At 45.1% G+C, this 21,068-nt stretch carries 16 protein-coding genes; 10 read left to right on the top strand and 6 right to left on the bottom strand.

Going from position 1 to position 21,068, the window contains the following annotated elements:
* Positions 1-23: 23 nt before the first annotated feature.
* The 4 genes from DXX93_RS18260 (at position 24) to DXX93_RS18245 (ending at position 5,733) form a co-directional block, all read left to right on the top strand.
* Positions 24-752, top strand: a complete 729-nt coding sequence (locus DXX93_RS18260; protein WP_116009358.1) for a DUF6776 family protein — start codon at positions 24-26, stop codon at positions 750-752.
* Positions 753-854: 102 nt separating this feature from the next.
* Positions 855-1,208: an iron-sulfur cluster insertion protein ErpA gene (gene erpA, locus DXX93_RS18255; RefSeq protein ID WP_116010032.1), complete on the top strand. Its 354-nt coding sequence runs from the start codon at positions 855-857 to the stop codon at positions 1,206-1,208.
* 249 nt (positions 1,209-1,457) lie between these two features.
* Positions 1,458-2,588, top strand: a complete 1,131-nt coding sequence (locus tag DXX93_RS18250; RefSeq protein ID WP_116009357.1) for an efflux RND transporter periplasmic adaptor subunit — start codon at positions 1,458-1,460, stop codon at positions 2,586-2,588.
* A 4-nt stretch (positions 2,589-2,592) separates the two neighbouring features.
* Positions 2,593-5,733: an efflux RND transporter permease subunit gene (locus DXX93_RS18245; RefSeq protein ID WP_116009356.1), complete on the top strand. Its 3,141-nt coding sequence runs from the start codon at positions 2,593-2,595 to the stop codon at positions 5,731-5,733.
* Between the two features lie 166 nt (positions 5,734-5,899).
* Here DXX93_RS18245 and DXX93_RS18240 read toward each other — a convergent pair whose 3' ends face one another.
* Positions 5,900-8,152 carry a TonB-dependent receptor gene (locus tag DXX93_RS18240; protein ID WP_116009355.1) on the bottom strand — a complete coding sequence of 751 codons (2,253 nt, stop codon included), beginning with the start codon at positions 8,150-8,152 and terminating at the stop codon, positions 5,900-5,902.
* 668 nt (positions 8,153-8,820) lie between these two features.
* Here DXX93_RS18240 and DXX93_RS18235 point away from each other — a divergent pair.
* Together DXX93_RS18235 and DXX93_RS18230 are read left to right on the top strand one after the other, a co-directional pair.
* Positions 8,821-9,834: a cytochrome-c peroxidase gene (locus tag DXX93_RS18235; protein ID WP_116009354.1), complete on the top strand. Its 1,014-nt coding sequence runs from the start codon at positions 8,821-8,823 to the stop codon at positions 9,832-9,834.
* Positions 9,835-10,001: 167 nt separating this feature from the next.
* Positions 10,002-10,622, top strand: coding sequence for a TlpA family protein disulfide reductase (locus tag DXX93_RS18230; RefSeq protein WP_147302717.1), 621 nt, complete (start codon positions 10,002-10,004; stop codon positions 10,620-10,622).
* An 84-nt stretch (positions 10,623-10,706) separates the two neighbouring features.
* Here DXX93_RS18230 and ccoG read toward each other — a convergent pair whose 3' ends face one another.
* The 3 genes from ccoG to ispB all read right to left on the bottom strand — a co-directional run bounded on the left by ccoG (position 10,707) and on the right by ispB (position 14,865).
* Entirely contained in the window at positions 10,707-12,089 is a 1,383-nt protein-coding gene (gene ccoG / locus DXX93_RS18225) for a cytochrome c oxidase accessory protein CcoG (RefSeq protein WP_116009352.1), read from the bottom strand.
* A gap of 220 nt (positions 12,090-12,309) precedes the next feature.
* On the bottom strand, positions 12,310-13,785 hold the full coding sequence (locus tag DXX93_RS18220; protein ID WP_116009351.1) for a sigma-54 interaction domain-containing protein: 1,476 nt from the start codon (positions 13,783-13,785) through the stop codon (positions 12,310-12,312).
* A 108-nt stretch (positions 13,786-13,893) separates the two neighbouring features.
* Complete coding sequence (gene ispB / locus DXX93_RS18215; protein WP_116009350.1) at positions 13,894-14,865, bottom strand: octaprenyl diphosphate synthase; 972 nt, start codon at positions 14,863-14,865, stop codon at positions 13,894-13,896.
* A 230-nt stretch (positions 14,866-15,095) separates the two neighbouring features.
* Between ispB and rplU the strand changes: the two genes are divergently transcribed.
* The 4 genes from rplU to folA all read left to right on the top strand — a co-directional run bounded on the left by rplU (position 15,096) and on the right by folA (position 18,209).
* Positions 15,096-15,407, top strand: a complete 312-nt coding sequence (gene rplU / locus DXX93_RS18210) for a 50S ribosomal protein L21 (protein WP_116001707.1) — start codon at positions 15,096-15,098, stop codon at positions 15,405-15,407.
* A gap of 18 nt (positions 15,408-15,425) precedes the next feature.
* Complete coding sequence (gene rpmA, locus DXX93_RS18205) at positions 15,426-15,683, top strand: 50S ribosomal protein L27 (protein ID WP_116001706.1); 258 nt, start codon at positions 15,426-15,428, stop codon at positions 15,681-15,683.
* 472 nt (positions 15,684-16,155) lie between these two features.
* Positions 16,156-17,319 carry an Obg family GTPase CgtA gene (gene cgtA / locus DXX93_RS18200; RefSeq protein ID WP_116009349.1) on the top strand — a complete coding sequence of 388 codons (1,164 nt, stop codon included), beginning with the start codon at positions 16,156-16,158 and terminating at the stop codon, positions 17,317-17,319.
* 392 nt (positions 17,320-17,711) lie between these two features.
* Positions 17,712-18,209 (top strand): type 3 dihydrofolate reductase, encoded by a 498-nt coding sequence (gene folA, locus DXX93_RS18195; RefSeq protein ID WP_116009348.1) that lies wholly within the window; start codon positions 17,712-17,714, stop codon positions 18,207-18,209.
* A gap of 115 nt (positions 18,210-18,324) precedes the next feature.
* Here the strand turns inward: folA and DXX93_RS18190 are convergent, their stop codons facing one another.
* On the bottom strand, positions 18,325-18,828 hold the full coding sequence (locus tag DXX93_RS18190) for a putative 4-hydroxy-4-methyl-2-oxoglutarate aldolase (RefSeq protein WP_116010031.1): 504 nt from the start codon (positions 18,826-18,828) through the stop codon (positions 18,325-18,327).
* Positions 18,829-19,042: 214 nt separating this feature from the next.
* On the bottom strand, positions 19,043-21,061 hold the full coding sequence (locus DXX93_RS18185) for a methyl-accepting chemotaxis protein (RefSeq protein ID WP_116009347.1): 2,019 nt from the start codon (positions 21,059-21,061) through the stop codon (positions 19,043-19,045).
* Between the last annotated feature and the right edge of the window lie 7 nt (positions 21,062-21,068).

Here is a 21,068-nt window from a genome sequence, read left to right as displayed (position 1 = left end):
TTAAATTCAATAATACTTGATAAATGAATTGGTTAGCAAAAATAAATCTGCCTGTCGTGGTTCGTCGCTTAGGCCCTTTTAAATCGGCACTCTTGCTGTTCTCTACTGTCGCACTTTGTTTGTTCGTTGGCTACCGTATTGGTAATTATTTTCACAGTTTTCAGATCAACACCATAGCGCAGCAAAAACAGCGCTTAGATAGCTTGTATGCGCAGCACAACGACAGCTTAAAGCGCATTCACATGTTAGAAGTTGAATTGGAAGTTGAACGTTTAGCCAATCAGCAGGCGCAACAGACCATCAAATCGATGGAAGTGGATCACTTTACGGTTAAAAAGCAATTGGCATTTTATGAAAAAGTCATGGCACCTGAAAAACAAGCTGACGGGCTGGTCATTGATCAAGTGGATTTATCTCCCACAGAAAGTGACAATCACTTTAAGTTTAGTGTCGTGCTTGTCCAGCAGAAGCTGAAAAAGCGTTATGCCAAAGGCTATATTGATGTTGCAGTAAAAGGCAGCCAAGCGAACCAACCGACAACACTCAACTTAAAAAACATCAGCGAGCTGTCAAAAGAACAGCGTTCATTTAGCTTGAAGTACTTTCAACGCATTGAAGGCGAGTTAACCTTACCAACGGGTTTTATTCCAGAATCATTGGAAATTAAAGCCGTGTTGCCCAAGGGAAAATGGCAAAAATATAGTGAAGTAAATCAAAGTTATCCGTGGGGGGAATTAGTTAAGCCAAGTTAGTCTATGGTTTTAGACAATCGAATACTTGATTAAAGTACTCAGGTTTACGATAATTCGCCTCTGAATTTAGCATAAGCCCTACAACAAGCGCGAGAGATGTCGATGTCTAACCCAGAATCAACTCCTGAATTACCGATTCAATTTACCGATGCTGCGGCAACTAAAGTGTTGGCCTTGGTAACAGAGGAAGAAAATCCAGCACTAAAACTGCGTGTTTATGTGACGGGTGGTGGCTGCTCAGGATTCCAATACGGTTTCACGTTTGATGAAAAAGTCAATGAAGGTGATATGACTATCGAGAAGCAAGGGGTGACTATGGTCGTTGATCCCATGAGCTTGCAGTACTTAGTTGGCGGTGAAGTTGACTACATCGAAGGTCTTGAAGGCAGTCGCTTTATTGTTAGTAACCCGAATGCAACAACAACCTGTGGCTGTGGTTCATCATTCTCAATTTAATTGCTTTGCCTGAGCGCTAGCTCAGTCACTGAATATCCAATCTTAAAGCCTGCTCAACGAGCAGGCTTTTTTGTCTCCAAAGAACTATCTTTTTACTAGGTATACGCTAGCGCTGTTGCAGCTATGTGGACATTATTTGGCGTTGTGATTGACGTAACATTTTGTAGCAACCTGATTTTGATGAATTACGGCTAGTCAGTTAGACTATACGGTCTAGTGTATTATTTAATTTTTGATAAGAGAAATTGCATGTTAAATCGCCAATGGATTGCAGAACGCCCTTATGTCATAGCGATTGTGATTGCGCTGCTATTGGTGCTCTGGATGGCCTCAGGCCTTGGACAGACGGAGAGTAAACCGCAAGAAAGCCAACAGACAACTGAACAAACGACGAATCAAGCGCCTATTCCCAAAGTAAAAGTAGCAACGCGAATGGCGACTGCGGTATTTGATAGTGTTGAGTTGTATGGGCGTACAGAGCCGGATCGCACAGCGACACTCAAAGCTGAGGTTGATGGCAAGGTGGTTGAAGTGCTCGCTAAACGCGGCGCGGCGGTTAAAAAAGGTGATGTGATTGCGCGTATTGCCATGAATGACTTGCAGGCGCGATTAACCGAAGCTAAAGCATTACGCACACAGCGGGAAATTGAGCATCAAGGCGCGACTAAGCTGCACAAAGACGGTTATCAAGGGCGTGCTCAGTTAGCGCGTGCTGTTGCGGCATTAGAAGCGGTAAAAGCGACGATTGAGCGCTTGGAAATCGATATTGCCAATACTGTGATTCGCGCGCCATTTGATGGTGTGATGAATACCCGTTATGTCGAGCAAGGTGATTACGTTAAAGATGGCGATCAAATTGCGATGATTGCCGACTTAGATCCACTGATTGTCCGTGCTCATGTCACAGAAAATCAAATTACCCAGTTAACAACAGGTCAACAGGCGCATATCGAATTGCTTAGCCACCAGCAGGCAAAAGGCCAAATTCGCTATATCGCCAGTGTCGCCGATGATGCCACAAACACCTTTAAAATTGAGGTCGCCATTGAAAATAGTGACTATCAGCTGCTCGCCGGCATGAGCGGTGAAGTGACCCTACCGTTGGCAGAAGTTGATGCCATCAAAGTTTCTCCTGCGCTGCTGGCGTTAGACGAACAAGGCAATATTGGTATTAAAACTGTAGTTAATAATCAAGTGGTGTTCACTGGCATTAATATCGTTAAAAGTGAAAGCGACGGTATTTGGCTGACCGGCTTAGGTAAGCAAGCAGATATCATTGTCCTTGGTCAAGGTTTTGTGCGTGCAGGCGATACCGTCGAAGCGGTATATGACTCAGCGCAAACACTAGCGCAGCAACCCAGCGAACTGAATAAGGGTTAGCACGATGTTATCAATGATAGATGCCGCACTTACTCGCACTCGCTCGGTGCTAATGGTGTTTGTGCTATTGCTGATTTCAGGGGCGATCACTTACGCCAATATCTCGAAAGAGTCTAATCCTGATGTCACTATTCCGTTTATCTATGTGTCTATGGTGCACGATGGTATTTCGCCAGAAGATGCTGAGCGCATGCTCGTTAGGCCGATGGAAAGTGAGCTTAAATCGATTGCGGGCGTAAAAGAGATGACGGCTAATGCCAGCGAGGGCCATGCGTCTGTCACGCTAGAATTTCTAGCCGGGCTTGATCCGAAAGAAGCACTGGCAGACGTGCGTGATAAAGTGACGCTGGCGAAAGCAAAATTACCGTCAGATTCTGAGGAGCCGGAAGTGCACGAAGTGACTATGGCCAATGAAGAGCCTGCCGTAACCGTGATCCTCTCTGGCCCTGTGACGGAGCGCGGCTTAGTCACACTCGCGCGTGATATGCGCGATCGCATTGAAAGCCTGCAAGAAGTGCTGGAAGTAGAAATCGGCGGTGACCGTGAAGACATGGTGGAAATTATTGTCGATCCGCTGTTGATGGAAAGCTACGGATTAGATCAAAACGATATTTTCAATTTAGTTGAACGCAATAACCGCTTAGTACCAGCGGGGACAATGGACACAGGTAAAGGGCGTTTTGCCGTGAAAGTCCCATCGGTATTTGAAACCATTGACGACCTGCTGGAGCTGCCCATCAAGGTCAATGACGACCGTGTTATTACCTTTGCTGATGTCTCTACGGTGCGCCGCGCCTATAAAGATCCTTCCTCTTTTGCCAGATTAAATGGCGAGCGCTCTATTTCATTGGAAGTGAAAAAACGCTCTGGTGAGAACATTATTGAAACGGTAGACAAGGTAAAATCCTTAATTGACGCACAACGGGCTAAATGGCCAAACCAAGTGATGGTCAATTATGTGGGCGATCAATCCATTGACGTTAAAGATACCTTGAGCGATTTACAAAACAATGTGCTTTCGGCGGTGCTGCTGGTGGTCATAGTGGTTATTGCGGCGCTGGGTACGCGCAGCGCCATGCTTGTTGGCCTAGCCATTCCCGGGGCGTTCCTTACGGGTATTCTTGTGATTGCGATTGCCGGCTTAACCGTCAATATTGTGGTGCTGTTTGGCTTAATCATGGCGGTTGGCATGCTGGTTGACGGTGCTATCGTGGTCACCGAATTTGCCGATCGCCAAATGAGCGAAGGTGTTGATCGCGTTAAAGCCTATCAAATGGCAGCGCGCCGCATGGCATGGCCAATTATTGCATCGACAGCGACAACGCTTGCTGCTTTTGCACCGCTGATGTTCTGGCCGGGCATTATGGGTGAGTTTATGAAGTACTTGCCGTTTACCTTGATTGCGGTACTGACCGCCTCGCTCGCGATGGCGCTTGTTTTCGTGCCAACCATTGGCGCAGTGTTTGGTAAGTCGCGGGCGATTAGCGCTCAAGAAAAAGCGCAAATGATTGAAGCGGAAGCAGGCGATTTAACTAAGCTTAAAGGTTTTACTGGCAAATACGTTGGTGTCTTGTCGAAAGCGATTCGCAACCCAGTTAAAGTATTGCTTGGCACGATTGTGATTGCGGTTCTTGTGATGTGGGGTTACGGTCAATCTGGCCTTGGCGCGATCTTCTTCCCGCAAGTCGAACCAACCAGTGCGATGATGATGGTGCGCTCACACGGTGATTTATCCATTCACGAAAAAGACGAAATCATGCGTGACATCGAAGCACGTATTCTCCCAATCGATGACATTGAAACCTTATACACGCGCACAGGTGGCAATGATCTCGTCGGTACTTTCCGCCTAAACTTCAAAAACTGGCAATTGCGCCGCACCGCTGATGAAGTGATTAAAGACATCGAACAGCGTACGGCTGATATGGCTGGTGTGGAAATTGAGGCACGTAAAAATGAGCCTGGTCCTTCGTCAGGTAAAGACCTTGTCGTGGAGCTCAGCTCTCGTTTTCCAGATAAGCTTGATGACAATATTCGCATTGTGCGCAATGCCCTTGCGGCCAATGGACAGTTTACCAATATTGAAGACACGGGCTCGAAACCGGGTATTGAATGGCTGTTGGATATCGACCGTTCGTTAGCGGCCATTTACGGCGCTGATGCTGCGCTGTTAGGCTCTACCGTACAAATGGTGACGAATGGCTTGAAACTAGGCGAGTATCGCCCAGATGATACTGATGACGAATTAGACATTCGTGTGCGTTTTCCCGAAGACAAGCGCAACCTGAGTCGATTAGATACAATTCGCGTCAAAACCAATGAAGGCTTAGTGCCTGTTGGCAGCTTTGTTGAGCGTACCGCCGCACCGAAAGTGGATACTATTCGCCGTGTGGATGGCAAACGCGTTGTTACGGTGCAAGCGAATTTAGTACCGGGTGCTCAGCTGATCCAAGTACTCCCTGAACTTGAAGCGCAGCTGCCGACCTTAGGTTTAGATCCATTAGTGGATATTGCCATTAAAGGACAAAACGAAGATCAACAGGAGTCACAAGCCTTCTTAGTCAATGCCTTTGGCGTTGCCTTGTTTGTCATGGCGATTATTTTGGTGACGCAGTTTAATAGCTTCTACCAAGCTTTCTTAATTTTGAGTGCGGTGGTGTTTTCAACTGTGGGGGTCTTCTTGGCGTTGATGATAGTGCAAAAGCCCTTTGGTATTGTCATGGGCGGCATCGGCGTGATTTCACTGGCGGGCATTGTGGTCAATAACAACATCGTATTGATTGACACTTACAATGTCTTGCGCCGCCAGGGTTTTCCCATTACCGATGCGATTTTACGGACTGGTGCACAGCGCTTACGCCCTGTGATGTTAACCACAATCACCACGATTTTGGGGTTAATGCCGATGGTTTTACAGGTCAACTTAGACTTCTTTAATCGCACGGCAATCGTTGGCGCTCCGTCAACACAGTGGTGGGCGCAGTTAGCAACGGCCATTGCGGGTGGCCTTGCTTTTGCAACGGTACTGACCTTAGTGTTAACCCCAACATTGTTGGCGCTTCGCGATCGCCGCAAAGAGAAAAAGAGCGCGAAAAAGCAAACTACGGCGCCTGTTAAAGTTGAGAAGATCAGTGATGCGGCCTAAGCACAGGGAGATATACTGCTAGCGCTTACTGTTATTAATCGTTTAAGTGAAGTGCTCAGGTTGAGAGCAATTGAATCACAACACATCACTTATGACGCCAACAAAAGAAAACCGCCTTAGCTAAATGCTAAGGCGGTTTTTTAATAGCTTAGTGTTAAGACGCAGTTTACATCAAGCTATATTTGACTTCTAAGCCAACGACACGGCCTCGCTGCATTGGCCCCCAAAAGCCGCTGCCCGTAATGTTGCCCCAGCGGGCTTCATCTAGCAGGTTTTTACCGTAGATGGAGACGGAAAGATTATCGTCGAGGTTAGACCAGGTAATATCAGCTTTTAAATCTTTCGCTTTCGGGAAGTAAGCACTATTGCTATCGGTGTAGGCGGTTTCGTCTCGATATGAATAACCTAATTGAAAATCAACAAAGCCATTATCTTCCAGATCTAAGCTATAGTTGGCGCTGATACTGTAAGACAACTCAGCTAAGCGCGGTAAATCATCACCAAACTGTGCGGCCGTTTCAGGTCGTTTAAAGGTGTAATCACCATCTAAAATACCAATTGAACCTGCTAAGGTGAAATTGTCGGTGATCACCCCAACAAAATCGACTTCCAATCCCTCGATTTCGGCATCGCCAGCATTCAAGGTCGCTTGCAGCACGATAACATCGGGATCAGCGACATTGATTTCCCGTTGAATATCATCGATTTCATTAAAGAAGTATGAGGCATTTAAACGCAGTCGATCGTGAAACAAGTCGGTTTTAATACCAATTTCATAAGAGTTTTGGCTCTCATCATCGGTAGGCCCCGGGTCGAATAGGTTTGGCTTAGCGTTGCGGAAGTTAACCCCACCACTGCGGAACCCTTTCGTCCAGAAAGTGTAAAGTAAGGCGTTATCAGCAAGCTTATAATCGAGTCCTAATTTCGGTGTGACACTGCTCCAATCGCGTTTCAGATTGATATAGGTACAATCGGCAAAGTTGAAGATGTCGGTACATGAGCCGGCACTTGAGTCAATTACATCCGCGTCTTTATCTTCCTTGGTATAGCGCAGGCCAGCGGTTAAGGTTAAGCGCTCGGAAATATGGTAGTCACCACTGGCGAATAGCCCAGTAGTTTTATGATCCATGCTACCACCTAAAGCCACGCGGCGGGCGCCGCCGAAGATTAAGCGACCTTCAAGGTAGCTAATATCTTGCTCAAAATAGTAATAACCTATGGTGTAGTCGAGCTTGTCATCAAAGGCTGAGGCGGCATAACGAATTTCATTACTGATCTGATCTTGCTCGGTATCGGCAGACACGGCAAAAATTGGTGCTGGTGAGCCATCTAAGTCAAAAACGCTGAGCATATCGACTTCACGCCAACCTAAGATATTGGTCAGCACACCATTGCCAATTTCATAATTGGCTTCCAAAATCAGTTGATTCCAATCCCCATCGGTTAAACCGGCTTCATCACCTGCGGTGGTAAATTCCCCTTGTGGATTATCTAAATACTCGCCTGTGGCGGCATCTAAAATCCCTAAGGTGGATTGCCATGCTGCACCGTCGCCTTCGACACTGCCGGTTTCACCAATCAGGGTTACTTCAAGATTGTCGGTCGCATCGTAAACTAAGGTGCCGCGATAAAATTCTGTCTCCATTGCCCCCGTGACTTCGCCTTCTGGGGTGAAATAGGTGGGCGTAATAGTGACATCCGTGCCCGGAATGGTAAATTGCGATTGATGACCACTGCCTTCGTAGTCAAAGTAACCATCATCATCATTGCGATAAACGACAAGCTTGCCGCGCAGTTTATCGTCCACTAAGGTGCCTTCAACAGTACCTGCAATGGTATAGGAATCACTGTCAGTAATGGCTGCTTTGACGGACGCATTAAATTCTTCGCCGGGGCGCTTGGTGCGAATACTGACCGCACCACCGGTGACATTTCGGCCCAGTAATAAACCTTGTGGGCCACGTAATATTTCGATGGACTCAATGTCATACATATCGAGTACGACACCATAAGTGGTGCCTAAGAATACGCCATCAATAAAGGTGCCGACGGTTGGATCGACAGAGGGAATTGACGAGTTAATACCTTGACCGCGAAATGAGAAGTTTTGCACGCCAGGAATGGTACCGACTTCTTCAAATTGAACATTAGGTGAGTTGAAGGTGAGATCGCTCAGATCGTCAACATTCAGCGCATCTAATTGCTTTTCACCAAAGGCGGTGACAGCGAGCGGTGTTTCTTGAATTGGCTCTGCGTTTCGCAGCTTTCGCGATTTAACTTCGATCACTTCCATCAAGGCGTTTTGATGGCCAGTGTCTTGTGTTCCCTCTTGTGCATAAACGGTCGGCATTGTTGACGCCGAGAGCGCAAGCGCCAAAGCACAGCACACTTTGGTGTGCGTTGTTGTTAGTGTTTTCATAGCTTTCCCCAGATTGTGTATTCCATTAGCACTAAATTTTGCGATTTAGCCTAAAGTGCACTTGCTCGTAACAGAGTCGAGCAGGGCCTTTTAGTTGACGTACCTCAGGGCTGTTATGTTTCAGCCTGACTATTATTTTTGTTGTTCGCTACGTCTGTTCAAAAAATGTTGTCAGTGATTGGCTCGCTTTGAAGCTGTTGTTGTAATTTTGAGCACTTTTTCTTTTCTACCCGTGGTGTTTTCAAAACACAACAACTTTATTTATAAGTTCGATTCATATTTTTAATAGGCAAAATAAGAGGGGTGAATAATTTAGGCATAACAGGGGCTTTAGGTAAGCATGGTGAATGTGAGTTTATTCGGCTTATTATCCTCGGTTGGCCTAAGTTATTGATATTTATGCTAACACCTCTGACCAGTTAGGTTTTTTTCACTCGTCTGATACGCACTTTCTGAGCATGAGAATCAGAGCGTTATTTAGCGAAGGAACCGTCAACCCCTGATAACGATCAATCAATCGTTAGTGTTCTGCTATTCGCCGAATTTTGCTTAACTTTAACGGTTTATTTAACAAATTATTACACTAAAGTAATTACTCTAATGCTAAAGTTTTAGCCTATTGTTTGGAAAACAAATTGTCATAAAACTTGATCATCGAGGGCTATTGGATGAAACAGCTTGTTAAAAAGTCAGCACTAACTTTCTCTCTTCTTGGCGCGGTGCTTAGTGCATCAGTTGCCGCGCAAGAGCCTATTCAACCTATTGAACCAGCAACTAACATTAATCAAGCGGAGGCAGAGCTCGGTAAAAAGCTATACTTCGACCCACGCTTGTCTAAGTCTGGTTTTATTTCGTGTAACAGCTGTCACAACTTGAGTATGGGTGGCACTGATAACTTAACAACGTCGATTGGTCATAACTGGCAACAAGGTCCGATTAACTCGCCGACCGTACTTAATTCAAGCCTGAATTTTGTGCAGTTCTGGGATGGCCGTGCCAAAGACTTAAAGGCACAAGCAGGTGGCCCAATTGCCAATCCAAAAGAGATGGCTTATAGCCATGAGCTAGCGATTGAAATGTTAGGCTCTATTCCTGGCTATGTTAAAGAGTTCAAGGCGACATTTGGTAATGAAGCGATCAATATTGATCAAGTGACTCAAGCTATAGCTGAGTTCGAAAAAACGCTAGTAACGCCTAACTCTCGTTTTGATTTATGGCTAAAGGGCAATCAGAGCGCGATTACTGCCCAAGAAAAATCGGGTTACCAGTTGTTTAAAGCAAGCGGCTGTGTCGCTTGTCATAATGGCCCGGCAGTGGGCGGCTCTATGTTCCAGAAAATGGGCTTAGTGAAAAAATACGAAACGTCAAACCCTGCGCAAGGCCGCTTTGATGTGACGGGTAATGAAGCCGATCGTCATAGCTTTAAAGTACCTACTTTACGTAATGTTGAGTTAACTTATCCGTATTTCCACGACGGCCAAGCAAAAACTTTGGCTCAAGCTGTAGATATCATGGGACGAGTTCAATTAGGTCGAGAATTTAACAAGCAAGAGATTAGCGATTTAGTGGCTTTTCTTAAAACACTAACTGGTGAGCAACCTAAATTTGCTCTGCCAATTTTACCGGCGTCAACTGAGCGCACGCCATTGCCAGAGCCGTTCGAGGTATCAGCCGCAGAATAATTTGCGAGTCGCAAGTTAACTAAACCCAAAGGCAAGCTTTACGCTTGCCTTTTTTGTACCTAGGGCTGAAGCGTGAATATCGAATATAAAAGACTGCCTAATTGTCATTAGGCTTAATTTTGGGCCAAGATACAAGGCCAACTTTATAAATAAAACAAGGAGTTAAGTTGAGTTGTTTGCTTTCGCCCCGATTGCGTGCAGTAGCAAGGCTAATTGAGCGAATCAAAGTAAAAATTACACGGCGGGTGATGCCCACTTTAGCTGCCGCCTGTTTGGTGCTTTGTAATACGAGCATTGCCGAAAGCTATGAAGAAAAAGTTCAGGCCTCGCTTAGTGCTATCGGCCAGCCCATTGCAGCAATTGATTTTATCTCGCTTGACGGTCAGCCCCGTGCTTTTAATGCGCTTGTTGGCAAGCCATCGGTTGTCTACTTTTTTGCGTCTTGGTGTGCCCCTTGTTATAAAACCTTACATGATATTGAACAAATTCGTCAGCAGCAAAAAGTCAGCGTTACGTTAGTTGCAATCGCGCTCGATGAAGATAGCACAGCGGTCGCTGAGATGATCAAGCAAACAGGTTTTACGGGCGAAACATGGTTGGCGAATAGTGGCGCAAAGCCCCTTAAAAAACGCCTGTTTGCCAATGCCTATAAAGTCCTGCCCTATGTGGTGCAATTGGATTCTGATTTAGTGCTAGTAGATCACAGTTATGACATCAAATCGCTTAGTCAGTGGCAAGCGGTTCTCGTCAACGGCGAACAATTATCACAAGCGAGTGTGGGTAAATAAGAGAGATAAAAAAGCGATATAAGCCGTTTGTATCGATTAGCGGCTTATATCGCTGGCTTCGGAAGAACTAGCGTCTTTTAGTTGCTAGCCCGCATAGAACTTAATGGATTTTGTCACATCGACGTCATCGCTATTACTTGCGGTAATGCGAATGTTCAACGAGGTAACGCCTTGTGGTAAGTGCTCAGGCGGTGCCGTTAAGGTAAAGGGCACAACCAACATTTCTAGCGCCTGAGCGTTTAACGGCTCTGATAATGACAATTCAATATCATCTTGCCCTTCGATGCTTAATGTAAAGCTCTCAGCGTGTTGCAGTTTATTGGTCAGCTTGAGCTGGTAGCTATTTTCAATATGGCCGTCAAATGTGGTGCGATACAATACATTTCTGTCGCGTAACACCGATGCTTCAATTGGTGAACGTGTCGCGATAAAAAAGCCCATCAACACAAACATAGCAAAAGTAAATGCGCCGTACGCTAGTATTTTAGGACGAAATGCAGAGACTGTTTTACCTGCTAGGGCATTCTCATTGGTAAAGCTAATCAAGCCTTTTTGATAGTTGAATTGGCTCATGGTTTGGTTACAGGCATCAACACAGGCACCACAACTGATACATTCGTATTGCAGGCCATTGCGAATATCAATACCAGCAGGGCAGACATCCACACATAAATTACAATCCACACAATCGCCTAAACCCAATGCTTTAGGATCATCTTTGCGTTTGCGGCGCCCACGGTTTTCACCGCGCACTTTGTCATAAGCAATTAACAGCGTATTTTTGTCGAACATGGCTGATTGAAAACGCGAGTAAGGACACATGTAAATACACATCTTTTCTCGTAAAAAACCAGCATTGCCCCAGGTACAAAGCGCAAACAGGCCAACCCAGAAGTAAACCAAGCCAGACCAGCTCAGCGAGAATAACTCGCTATACAGGGTTTTGACTGGAATAAAGTACGACATAAATGTCAGTGCAGTAAAAAATGACAACACTAACCAAGCAAGGTGCTTTGCAGCTTTCTTTTTGATCTTGTCAGCGTTCCATTCCTGCTTATCAAGACGGATACGTTGATTACGGTTACCTTCAACTTTCTCTTCTACCCAAATAAATAAGAACATCCAAATGGTTTGTGGGCACATAAAGCCGCACCATACGCGGCCTAGCCAAGTGGTAAAGAAAAACAGCGCAAAGGCGCCAACCATAAAGAGTGCCGCTAACGCGGTGAGATCCTGCGGGAAAAAGGTGATGGAGAAAATACGAAATTGCTGGGCTGCCACATCGAGCAAGATGGCCTGTTGGCCTTGGTAGGGGAACCAAGGGATCAAGACAAAGATCAGCATCAGAATCATGCTGCTGTATTTACGCAGCTTGGCGTAGAACCCTTGCTGAAGACGAACATAGATACCTTCATCATGCTTATACGGCTTGATGATCATATCTTCTTCTTTGATATCAAATTTCATGGTGTGCCCTCTAAACTACTTCACAGGGCATATCGCAATTTAAGTGCCAACCAGGTAATTTAATTATCCTATTGAATTTGTTATATATTATTTGTTTAGGAATAAGTTCAAATCGCGATATATCGTGGTTTAAGTGCTGATTACACGATATATCGTGACGTGGGTGTAAGTATCTGTAGTAGACTTGCTGATTTACATTAGTAACGCAGTGACTAATTGGCTAATTAGATGCGCGTTTAATCCCTAACTTTTGCATTTTAGAGCGCAGCGTACTGTCGGCTAAGCCTAAATGTTTAGCAGCACCAGAGGCGCCACCGATGCGCCATTGGCATTGTTCAAGTACTTGGCGAATATAGCTAGCCTGCACTTCATCAAGTGTTTGGCCAATTGTTTTATTAATGGCAGTTGATTGTTGAATACCAAACTGCGGAGCTGTTGTTGAACCGTGAATATGCTCGTTAGGTAGCGCTAAATTTAGCTCTGAGCTGGTGGATAGGATCATCGCACGCTCAATAATATTTTGCAGCTCTCTGACATTGCCCGGCCAGTGATAGCCCGTTAAAGCGTTAAGGCTATCTTTGCTAATGGCGGTCACTTGTTTCGCTAATTTGCGATTTAAGCGCTCGATAATTTGTTCACACAATAATGGAATATCGTCAACACGCGCTCTGAGCGGTGGCATTTCCAGAGGAAAGACGTTGAGGCGATAGAATAAGTCCATCCTAAACTCGCCATTGTCGACCATAGCTTTAAGATCGCGATTGGTGGCTGCGATCAAACGAATATCGACTTTTATCGTCTTGTTGCCACCAACTCGTTCAAATTCTTGCTCTTGGATAACGCGCAGTAGCTTACTTTGCGCCTCCAAGGAGAGTTCGCCCACTTCATCTAAAAATAGCGTGCCCTGATTGGCCAGTTCAAATTTACCTTTGCGTGTTTCATTAGCGCCGGTAAACGCACCTTTCTCATGACCAAATAGCTCAGACTCTAACAAACTAGGCGTAAACGCAGCACAATTCACTTTGATCATTGGCTTTTTCGCGCGATTGCTGTGAGCGTGCAGTTGTCTGGCGGCAAGCTCTTTACCTGTACCGTTTTCACCTAAAATCAGCACGGTTGAGTTGGTATTAGCTACTAGTTTTATCTGCGACACTAATCGCTGCATGATCAGGCTATTGCCCGTTAACGAGCTGGCCGTCCATTGCTGTTTCAGTTCACTTTGCAGGTAATGATTTTCTGCTTGCAGTTGCTCGGTCAGTGATTGAATTTTTTTCAGGGCAATTTGTAGTGCCTGTTCATTATTTTTTTGCTCGGTAACGTCACGAAATACCGCAACCGCACCAATCACTTTATTATTATGAAAAACAGGTGTGGAGGTGTACTCCACGGGAAAGGCACTACCGTCTTTGCGCCAAAACACTTCATCGCTAATTTGTCGACTCTTGCCATCTTGAGCGGTTGCGTAGATATTGCACTCGCTAGCGGGGTAGGGGCTACCATCGGCACGCGTGTGGTGGTGATATTGGTGAATTTTTTTACCGAGTAACTCTTTGGCATCCCAGCCTGTCATTCGCTCAGCAGCCGCGTTGATGAAAATGGCATTACCTTGCGTGTCGAAACCATAAACCCCTTCGCCAACAGCGTTGAGTAAAAGATCAGAATTGGCGAGTAGTTGTTTTAAATCAGCAGAGGTCATTTAGTTATAAATCCACAAACGGATAAGCCACAAAGTAAATAGGCCACGAAATGTCGTGGCCTATTCTAGAATAAATTTAGATGGATTTGTAGCTCGCGCTATTAACCTTTATGCGCTGCGATTTGCGGCAATATGTGCAAGGGCGATTAATGCAGTTTTATAATCGTTATCAGGTAATACAGAAAGGGCAGTGATCGCTTTATCAGCCTCTTCTTCTGCTTTTTGTTGGGTATAGGTTAATGCACCGGTTTCATCCAACGCCGCTAATATCTCGTCAAGATGTTCCATACCGTTACAATGTTCAATGGCATCGCGAATCAATTGGCGTTGCTGTTCATTGCCGTTAGCCATAGCATAAAGTAGTGGTAATGTTGGCTTACCCTCTGCCAAATCGTCACCGACATTTTTACCCATTTCTTTGGCGTCTGCGGTGTAATCCATAATGTCATCCACTAACTGGAAGGCAGTGCCTAAGTGTTTGCCATAGTCTGCCAGTGCTTTTTCGATCTTAGGATCAGATCCTGCGATCACCCCAGCTAGTTGCGTCGCCGCCTCAAATAAGCGCGCTGTTTTGCAGTAAATTACCTGCATATAGCTTTCTTCTGTGGTGTCAGGATCATTACAATTCATTAATTGCAGTACTTCACCTTCTGCGACCACGTTAGTTGTGTCTGACAGAATTTCCATGATGCGCATATTTTTAAGCGTCACCATCATCTGAAATGAGCGGGTATATAAGAAGTCGCCCACTAATACACTGGCACTATTGCCAAACAAGGCATTGGCGGTTTCACGGCCACGACGCAGTGATGACTCGTCTACTACATCATCATGCAATAATGTGGCGGTATGAATAAATTCAACGATCGCCGCGATCGTAATATGATCCTTTCCCTGATATTGGATCGCTTGTGCTGCTAAAACACTCAATAATGGGCGCATTCGCTTGCCGCCAGCGTTGACGATATAGACACCTAATTGATTAATTAATGCCACATCGGAATTTAGCTGGCTGTAGATAAGATCGTTCACTTCGGTCATGTCTTGGCGGGCAAGTGACTGAATATCGGTTAAATTCATAGCAGGGAAAAGCGGAAGTTTTTGATGTTGATTAGCGCTAAGTTTACACGAAAAATACCCGCAATGAATAGGGCTAAAGCGTCCTTCCTACGGGGCTGATAAATAATCAGCAATAAAAGTAACTTTAGCCTTGCGATCATAGATTCCTTCGCGTAGAATTCGCGCCCTATATTTTTAAATTTAAGCACCTAGAATGTTCACAAAACAAGCAGGTGCGGTACGGAGTAGCTATGTACGCGGTATTCCAAAGCGGTGGTAAACAACACCGTGTAACTGAAGGTCAAACAGTTCGCTTAGAAAAGCTTGAACTAGAAGTTGGCGCTACAGTTGAGTTCGATAATGTTTTAATGATCGCTAACGGCGAAGACATCAAAGTTGGTGCGCCTTTAGTTGAAGGTGGCAAGGTTACAGCTGAAGTTGTTTCTCAAGGTCGTGGCGATAAAGTTAAAATCGTTAAGTTCAAACGTCGTAAGCATTCACGCAAGCAGATGGGTCATCGCCAATGGTTCACTGAAGTGAAAATTACTGGTATTAACGGCTAATTTTAGGAGCATTTCAAGATGGCACATAAGAAGGCAGCAGGTAGTACCAAGAACGGTCGCGATTCAGAAAGTAAACGCCTAGGTGTTAAGCGTTTCGGTGGTGAGTCAGTTTTAGCTGGTAACATCATCGTTCGTCAACGTGGTACTAAATTCCACGCTGGTAACAACATGGGTATTGGTAAAGACCACACATTATTCGCTTTAACTGACGGTAAAGTTCAGTTTGAAGTTAAAGGTCCTAAAAACCGTAAGTTCGTTAGCATCGTTGCTGAATAATTTACTGTTTAACCGATCAAAAAGCCCTGCTACTAAGTAGCGGGGCTTTTTTTTGTCCAATACCCATGCTACTTCAAGATGCTTGATTTCAGCGCTTTCACAGGGGCTCAATATCAAGGCGCAACTTACTGGAATGGTTACTCCCTTTTAATAAGTTGCAACGTAGGGAGTGAGTTCCTGTGAAGCGCCGCACACTACCTTATATAAAGGGTTGGTTTAAAAGCGATTTATACTGTGTTATTGATTTTAACAAGGGAACGACCATTCTCTGCAATCAATGCCTTGTCTAAATCGCTTTTAATTCCAACTGAAACATGCACTTTGAAGTAGCATGGGTATACAAGTAAATACAATTGTCCGATTGGGCAACAAGCTAAAATCGCTTATAATTAGCGTTACGCTAGCTAAAGTAAGCGTTCAGCTGTCATGTTAAGACAGTGGAAATGAATAGTTCGGAGCATTTGACACTTAAATGAAATTCGTTGATGAAGTAGAGATCCGCGTCGAAGCGGGTGATGGCGGTAATGGCTGTGTAAGCTTTCGCCGAGAAAAATATATCGAATTTGGTGGCCCAGACGGTGGTGATGGCGGCGACGGCGGCGACGTCTACTTAGTTGCTGACGAAAACCTTAACACGCTAATTGACTACCGCTTCGAACGTTTCCACAAAGCTGAACGCGGTCAAAACGGTATGTCACGTAACTGTACGGGTAAAGGCGGTAAAGACTTGTTCTTAAAAGTGCCTGTCGGTACACGCGCTGTTGATGTGGATACGGGCGAGCAAGTTGGCGATTTAACCAAGCATGAACAGCAACTAATGGTGGCCAAAGGTGGCTGGCATGGGTTAGGTAATAACCGCTTCAAAAGCAGTACTAACCGTGCTCCACGCCAGAAAACCGATGGCACACAAGGCGAAATTCGCAATCTTCAGCTTGAGCTTTTACTTCTTGCGGATGTTGGCTTATTAGGTTTGCCAAATGCGGGGAAATCGACATTAATTCGCAGTGTTTCGGCGGCCAAACCAAAAGTTGCAGATTATCCATTTACCACCTTAGTGCCTAACTTAGGCGTTGTCCGTTTAAATTCACAGCGTAGCTTTGTCATTGCGGATATTCCGGGTCTGATTGAAGGCGCGGCTGATGGTGCTGGCTTGGGCACGACATTCTTACGCCACCTTGAACGTTGCCGTGTATTACTGCATGTGATTGATGTGATGCCTGTTGATGGCAGCGATCCTGTAGAGAATGCAAAAACCATCATTGGTGAACTAGAGCAGCATTCCGAAAAACTGGCGGATAAACCACGCTGGTTAGTCCTTAACAAGTTAGACTTGTTGCTTGATGAGGAAGCGGAAGAGCTCAAGCAAGAAATCATCGAAGGACTTGGCTGGGAAGGTGAAGTACACACGATTTCAGCATTCAATAAAATGGGCACAGAGCAACTGTGTGCTGATTTGATGAACTTTATTGATGCGCTACCTGCTGAAGAAGAAGCAGAAGACGACGAGCAAAAGGTTGAATTTAAGTGGGATACTTACCATCAAGATGCGATGTCAGATATCGAAGAAGACGATGATGACTGGGATGACGATGATGACGACTACTGGGATGAAAACGTCGTTTATACCAAAGAGTAAAGTAGCGTTAAGTAACGGTATTTAGCCAAAAGAGCGGGAATTCCCCGCTCTTTTAGTATCCGCGCATTGAAATTTCAGACGAGGCTACAGAGCAAGTTATGCCTAGGATGACGTTGTGAGTGAATAAGGTGTTTATTAGGTGATGATCAAACTAAGATCGTAAACCGGGTTTTGTATTGTGGTTCCGTTTTAGTTGTGATGAGCTTGATATGTCATGGCGTTTTAAGATCTTAACTCAGTGTGCAGCTCCAAGATTATCAATGCGTAAAACCCAAAAGCGCGTCCTTCTTGCATTGAGTCGTGGCCTGTAGACTTTAACAAGGCCTTGATCATAGCCTTGTTGCAATTTCTGCTTTAGAATTTGGCTTTTATTTTTTGACTGTGAATAAAGAATGACCCTGCTTTCGATGATAGTTGCTCATGCCGATAACCGAATTATTGGCAAAGATAATGATATGCCATGGCATTTACCGGCAGATCTTGCTTACTTTAAGCAAACGACACTGGGTAAACCTGTTGTAATGGGACGTAAAACCTTTGAGTCTATTGGTAGGCCTTTACCTGGGCGTCAAAACATCGTAATTACACGTAATGCTGATTATGTTGCTGACGGAGTTGAGGTTGTCGCTTCTGTTGATGCTGCCTTGGCACTAACACAGGGCGTTGAAGAGGTCATGGTGATCGGCGGCGGAGCAATATACCAACACTGTTTACCTGCAGCAGACAAGCTTTACATAACGCATATTGAAGCAAGGGTTGATGGCGATACGCAGTTCCCTGACTACGATCTGGATAATGACTGGCAATTAACGCAAAGTGAGCCGCGAGCGGCGGATGAAAAAAATGCTTACCCGTTAAACTTCTGTGTTTATGAGCGCAAAAGCGCTTAATTCAAAAGCGCTTAATTGAATGGGGATTTTACTCGTGTGGTGTCATTGTTAGGCTAATTGTGACGCTATGACACCACATCATTAAATGATTAATACACTCGCTATTTATTGGCCGCTAATTAGCCGTTAGTTCAAGCTTTTCAGCAGAAACTAATACACCATTAAGATCAGCATAGACCCAATCACCGGGATTAACGGTGACACCAGCAAAGCGAATGCTAACGTCTTGATCACCCAAACCGCGTTTATCCGTTTTAATTGGCATAGTGCCGAGTGCTTTTACGCCAATTGCCATTTGATTGATGGTGGCAGCATCGCGAATGCACCCGTTGATCACGACACCCGCCCAGCCATTTGCAATGGCTTCTTCTGCCAACATATCGCCAATTAACGCACGGCGCATTGAAGCACCACCATCGACGACCATGACCTTGCCATAGCCAGGTGTGCTGACGAGCTTTTTAACAAGTGAGTTGTCTTCAAAGCACTTGATGGTGACGGCTTGACCACAGAAGGTCTCGTGTTGGCCAAAACTGCGAAACTGAGTTTCAAATACGGCAACTGCATCAGGGAATTCGTCACAAAGATCGGGCAGTAGGTCAAAGTCTTTAGTTTGCATTGCTTGCATCTATTAAAAAGTATCCATGAAAACGAGCTTGCTGTTTACCTTAGCTTAGCTGGCAGCAGAAAGTAAATTATTCTGGCAAATACTCGTCATGCTGGTGGCATAACCTACGGGGCTTGGTCATTACTGATAGTAACAGGCGATTAATAACAGGCAATAAAAAAGCCGCTAATGCGGCTTTTCCAAGTGGGGTTATGTTGATGTGGCGCTACAACTTAAACTCTCGCACTGATTGTTGTAGCTCTTCAGACAGTCGAGCAACTTCGCTACTTGAGCTCGCGGTTTGCTGTGAGCCAGCGGTCGTTTGCTCAGCAATCGTTACAATTGACTCAAGGTTTTCACTAATTTCATGTGCCACGACACTTTGCTCTTCGGCAGCCGTTGCGATTTGAGAGCTGCGATCAAAGGCTTCATGCACGGCATGCGTGATGGTCTCAAGTGCTTTATCTGCATTTTCACTTTGCTCGACACAATTTGCGGCTTGTGCTTTACCGATATCCATCACGGAAACCGCTTTTTCAGCACCAGTTTGCAATACTTCAATCATATTTTGAATTTCTTGCGTCGACTCTTGTGTACGACTCGCTAGTGTTCTAACTTCGTCGGCAACAACGGCGAAGCCGCGTCCTTGTTCACCGGCTCGTGCTGCCTCAATAGCGGCATTAAGTGCCAATAAGTTAGTTTGCTCTGCAATACCGCGAATTACATCTAAGATGCCACCAATAGAAGCACTGTCTTGCTGTAACTTATTGATCACTTGTGAAGCTGATTCAACCTCTTGTGCCAACAATTGAATGGTTTCGCGGTTTTTGTTCGAAATAACTTTAACGCGCTCTGCTTCATCATCCGCTTGTTTAATCTCACCTAATGCGTCATTGGCACTCGACAAGACACTTTGTGAAGTACTGCTCATTTCGGTCGTCGCAGAAGCAGCTTGCTCAACTTGGTTGCGCTGCTCTTCAATGGCTGTGGTGCTTTGCGCCGTGACCGCTGATGTTTGCTCTGCTGCGGCGGCTAGTTGCGTTGAGCGGCTCACAATGCCTTGAATTAAGTTGCGCAAGCTATCGATTAGCAAGTTACAGTTTTTTGCCAATTGCGCAAATTCATCTTTACCACTGTCGTCAAGTTTGCGAGACAAATCACCTGAAGCAACAATATTAAGCATATCGTTAACTTGGCCCAACGGGCGAGTAATGCTGACCAGCGTAATGCGAGTAATCACAATGGCTGCGATAATTGAGAAAATCATGATAGCTATGGTTTGTGTGTTACCGCCGTCAACCGCGTCAGTGACCATTTGGTCAATTTTCGTGGTGGTGTCGTTTGCTAACGCAATTTGTTTGGTCAAAATGGTGTTTGCGTTAGCAATTTCTTTAACGCCTGCGTCAAGCGCTTCTGTCGCTTGTGCAATCGCGGTTAACTGCGTATTTTTGCTGTTAATAACACTGCCACCTTCGCCAACTAAGGCTTTAATGCTCTCAAGTGCCGACGTTAACTGCTCTGCTTCGTCAGTGGCATTTGCTTTTTCAAGCTCGATCAGTACGTCTTGTATTTTGCGCTCTAACTCAACAAATGCACTGTTAATTTCGCGGCTGATAAGGGCAACTGTTTGCGGTTCAAGAGAATCTCGATATTCGAAGGCTGAACTGACAATACCGTTCAGTGATGTTTCAATTGTTTCACCCATTTCAACCGCACGTGCTAATTTGCTATCAGCAAGGTCGTGATCGGCTAAATCCAATAAAAGTGTTGCTGCGTCATCCGCATTTTCTTCGAGCGTATCAACATTATCAGATAAGGCTTGGCGTTGTTCTATGCTGATTTGGCGGTTTTCAAATACCTTGATAACGTCTTTATTGAACGACTCAAATACAGGCGCTACCTGGCGTAAATTACTGAGTAAAGCTTGCTCGTGTTGCACAATTTGCTCCAGTTGTTTTAACTGCTGTGCAAATTCGGTATTGAGTGCGTTGTAGGAGTTTTTATTGTCATTGAGCGGTGCTAGTTCCGCCTGATAATAGCCTTGTAATGATTGATTTCCCATGCGCATTAAATCAATCATTAACTGATTGCTGCCTGCTAGAGTCGGAATGGCCAGTTGACCCGCTTCGTCGGTAGATTGCTTGATGGTATTGAGATTAAACAATGAAGATATACTGGTTACCACAAGCATCACTGCTAAGATGCTAAAACCACCAATAATCTTAATTGCGACGGTGAAATTCATAGACACT

This window comes from Thalassotalea euphylliae, from assembly GCF_003390335.1.
In the GTDB taxonomy this organism is placed as follows: Bacteria; Pseudomonadota; Gammaproteobacteria; order Enterobacterales; family Alteromonadaceae; genus Thalassotalea_F; species Thalassotalea_F euphylliae_B.
This window is presented reverse-complemented; position numbering and strand designations above follow the sequence as displayed.

Bases quoted from the DNA above. Each gene is read 5' to 3' on its own strand.
- DXX93_RS18260 (WP_116009358.1), top strand. From the start codon at position 24: ATGAATTGGTTAGCAAAAATAAATCTGCCTGTCGTGGTTCGTCGCTTA.
- erpA (WP_116010032.1), top strand. From the start codon at position 855: ATGTCTAACCCAGAATCAACTCCTGAATTACCGATTCAATTTACCGAT.
- DXX93_RS18250 (WP_116009357.1), top strand. From the start codon at position 1,458: ATGTTAAATCGCCAATGGATTGCAGAACGCCCTTATGTCATAGCGATT.
- DXX93_RS18245 (WP_116009356.1), top strand. From the start codon at position 2,593: ATGTTATCAATGATAGATGCCGCACTTACTCGCACTCGCTCGGTGCTA.
- DXX93_RS18240 (WP_116009355.1), bottom strand. From the start codon at position 8,152: ATGAAAACACTAACAACAACGCACACCAAAGTGTGCTGTGCTTTGGCG.
- DXX93_RS18235 (WP_116009354.1), top strand. From the start codon at position 8,821: ATGAAACAGCTTGTTAAAAAGTCAGCACTAACTTTCTCTCTTCTTGGC.
- ccoG (WP_116009352.1), bottom strand. From the start codon at position 12,089: ATGAAATTTGATATCAAAGAAGAAGATATGATCATCAAGCCGTATAAG.
- DXX93_RS18220 (WP_116009351.1), bottom strand. From the start codon at position 13,785: ATGACCTCTGCTGATTTAAAACAACTACTCGCCAATTCTGATCTTTTA.
- ispB (WP_116009350.1), bottom strand. From the start codon at position 14,865: ATGAATTTAACCGATATTCAGTCACTTGCCCGCCAAGACATGACCGAA.
- rplU (WP_116001707.1), top strand. From the start codon at position 15,096: ATGTACGCGGTATTCCAAAGCGGTGGTAAACAACACCGTGTAACTGAA.
- rpmA (WP_116001706.1), top strand. From the start codon at position 15,426: ATGGCACATAAGAAGGCAGCAGGTAGTACCAAGAACGGTCGCGATTCA.
- cgtA (WP_116009349.1), top strand. From the start codon at position 16,156: ATGAAATTCGTTGATGAAGTAGAGATCCGCGTCGAAGCGGGTGATGGC.
- folA (WP_116009348.1), top strand. From the start codon at position 17,712: ATGACCCTGCTTTCGATGATAGTTGCTCATGCCGATAACCGAATTATT.
- DXX93_RS18190 (WP_116010031.1), bottom strand. From the start codon at position 18,828: ATGCAAACTAAAGACTTTGACCTACTGCCCGATCTTTGTGACGAATTC.
- DXX93_RS18185 (WP_116009347.1), bottom strand. From the start codon at position 21,061: ATGAATTTCACCGTCGCAATTAAGATTATTGGTGGTTTTAGCATCTTA.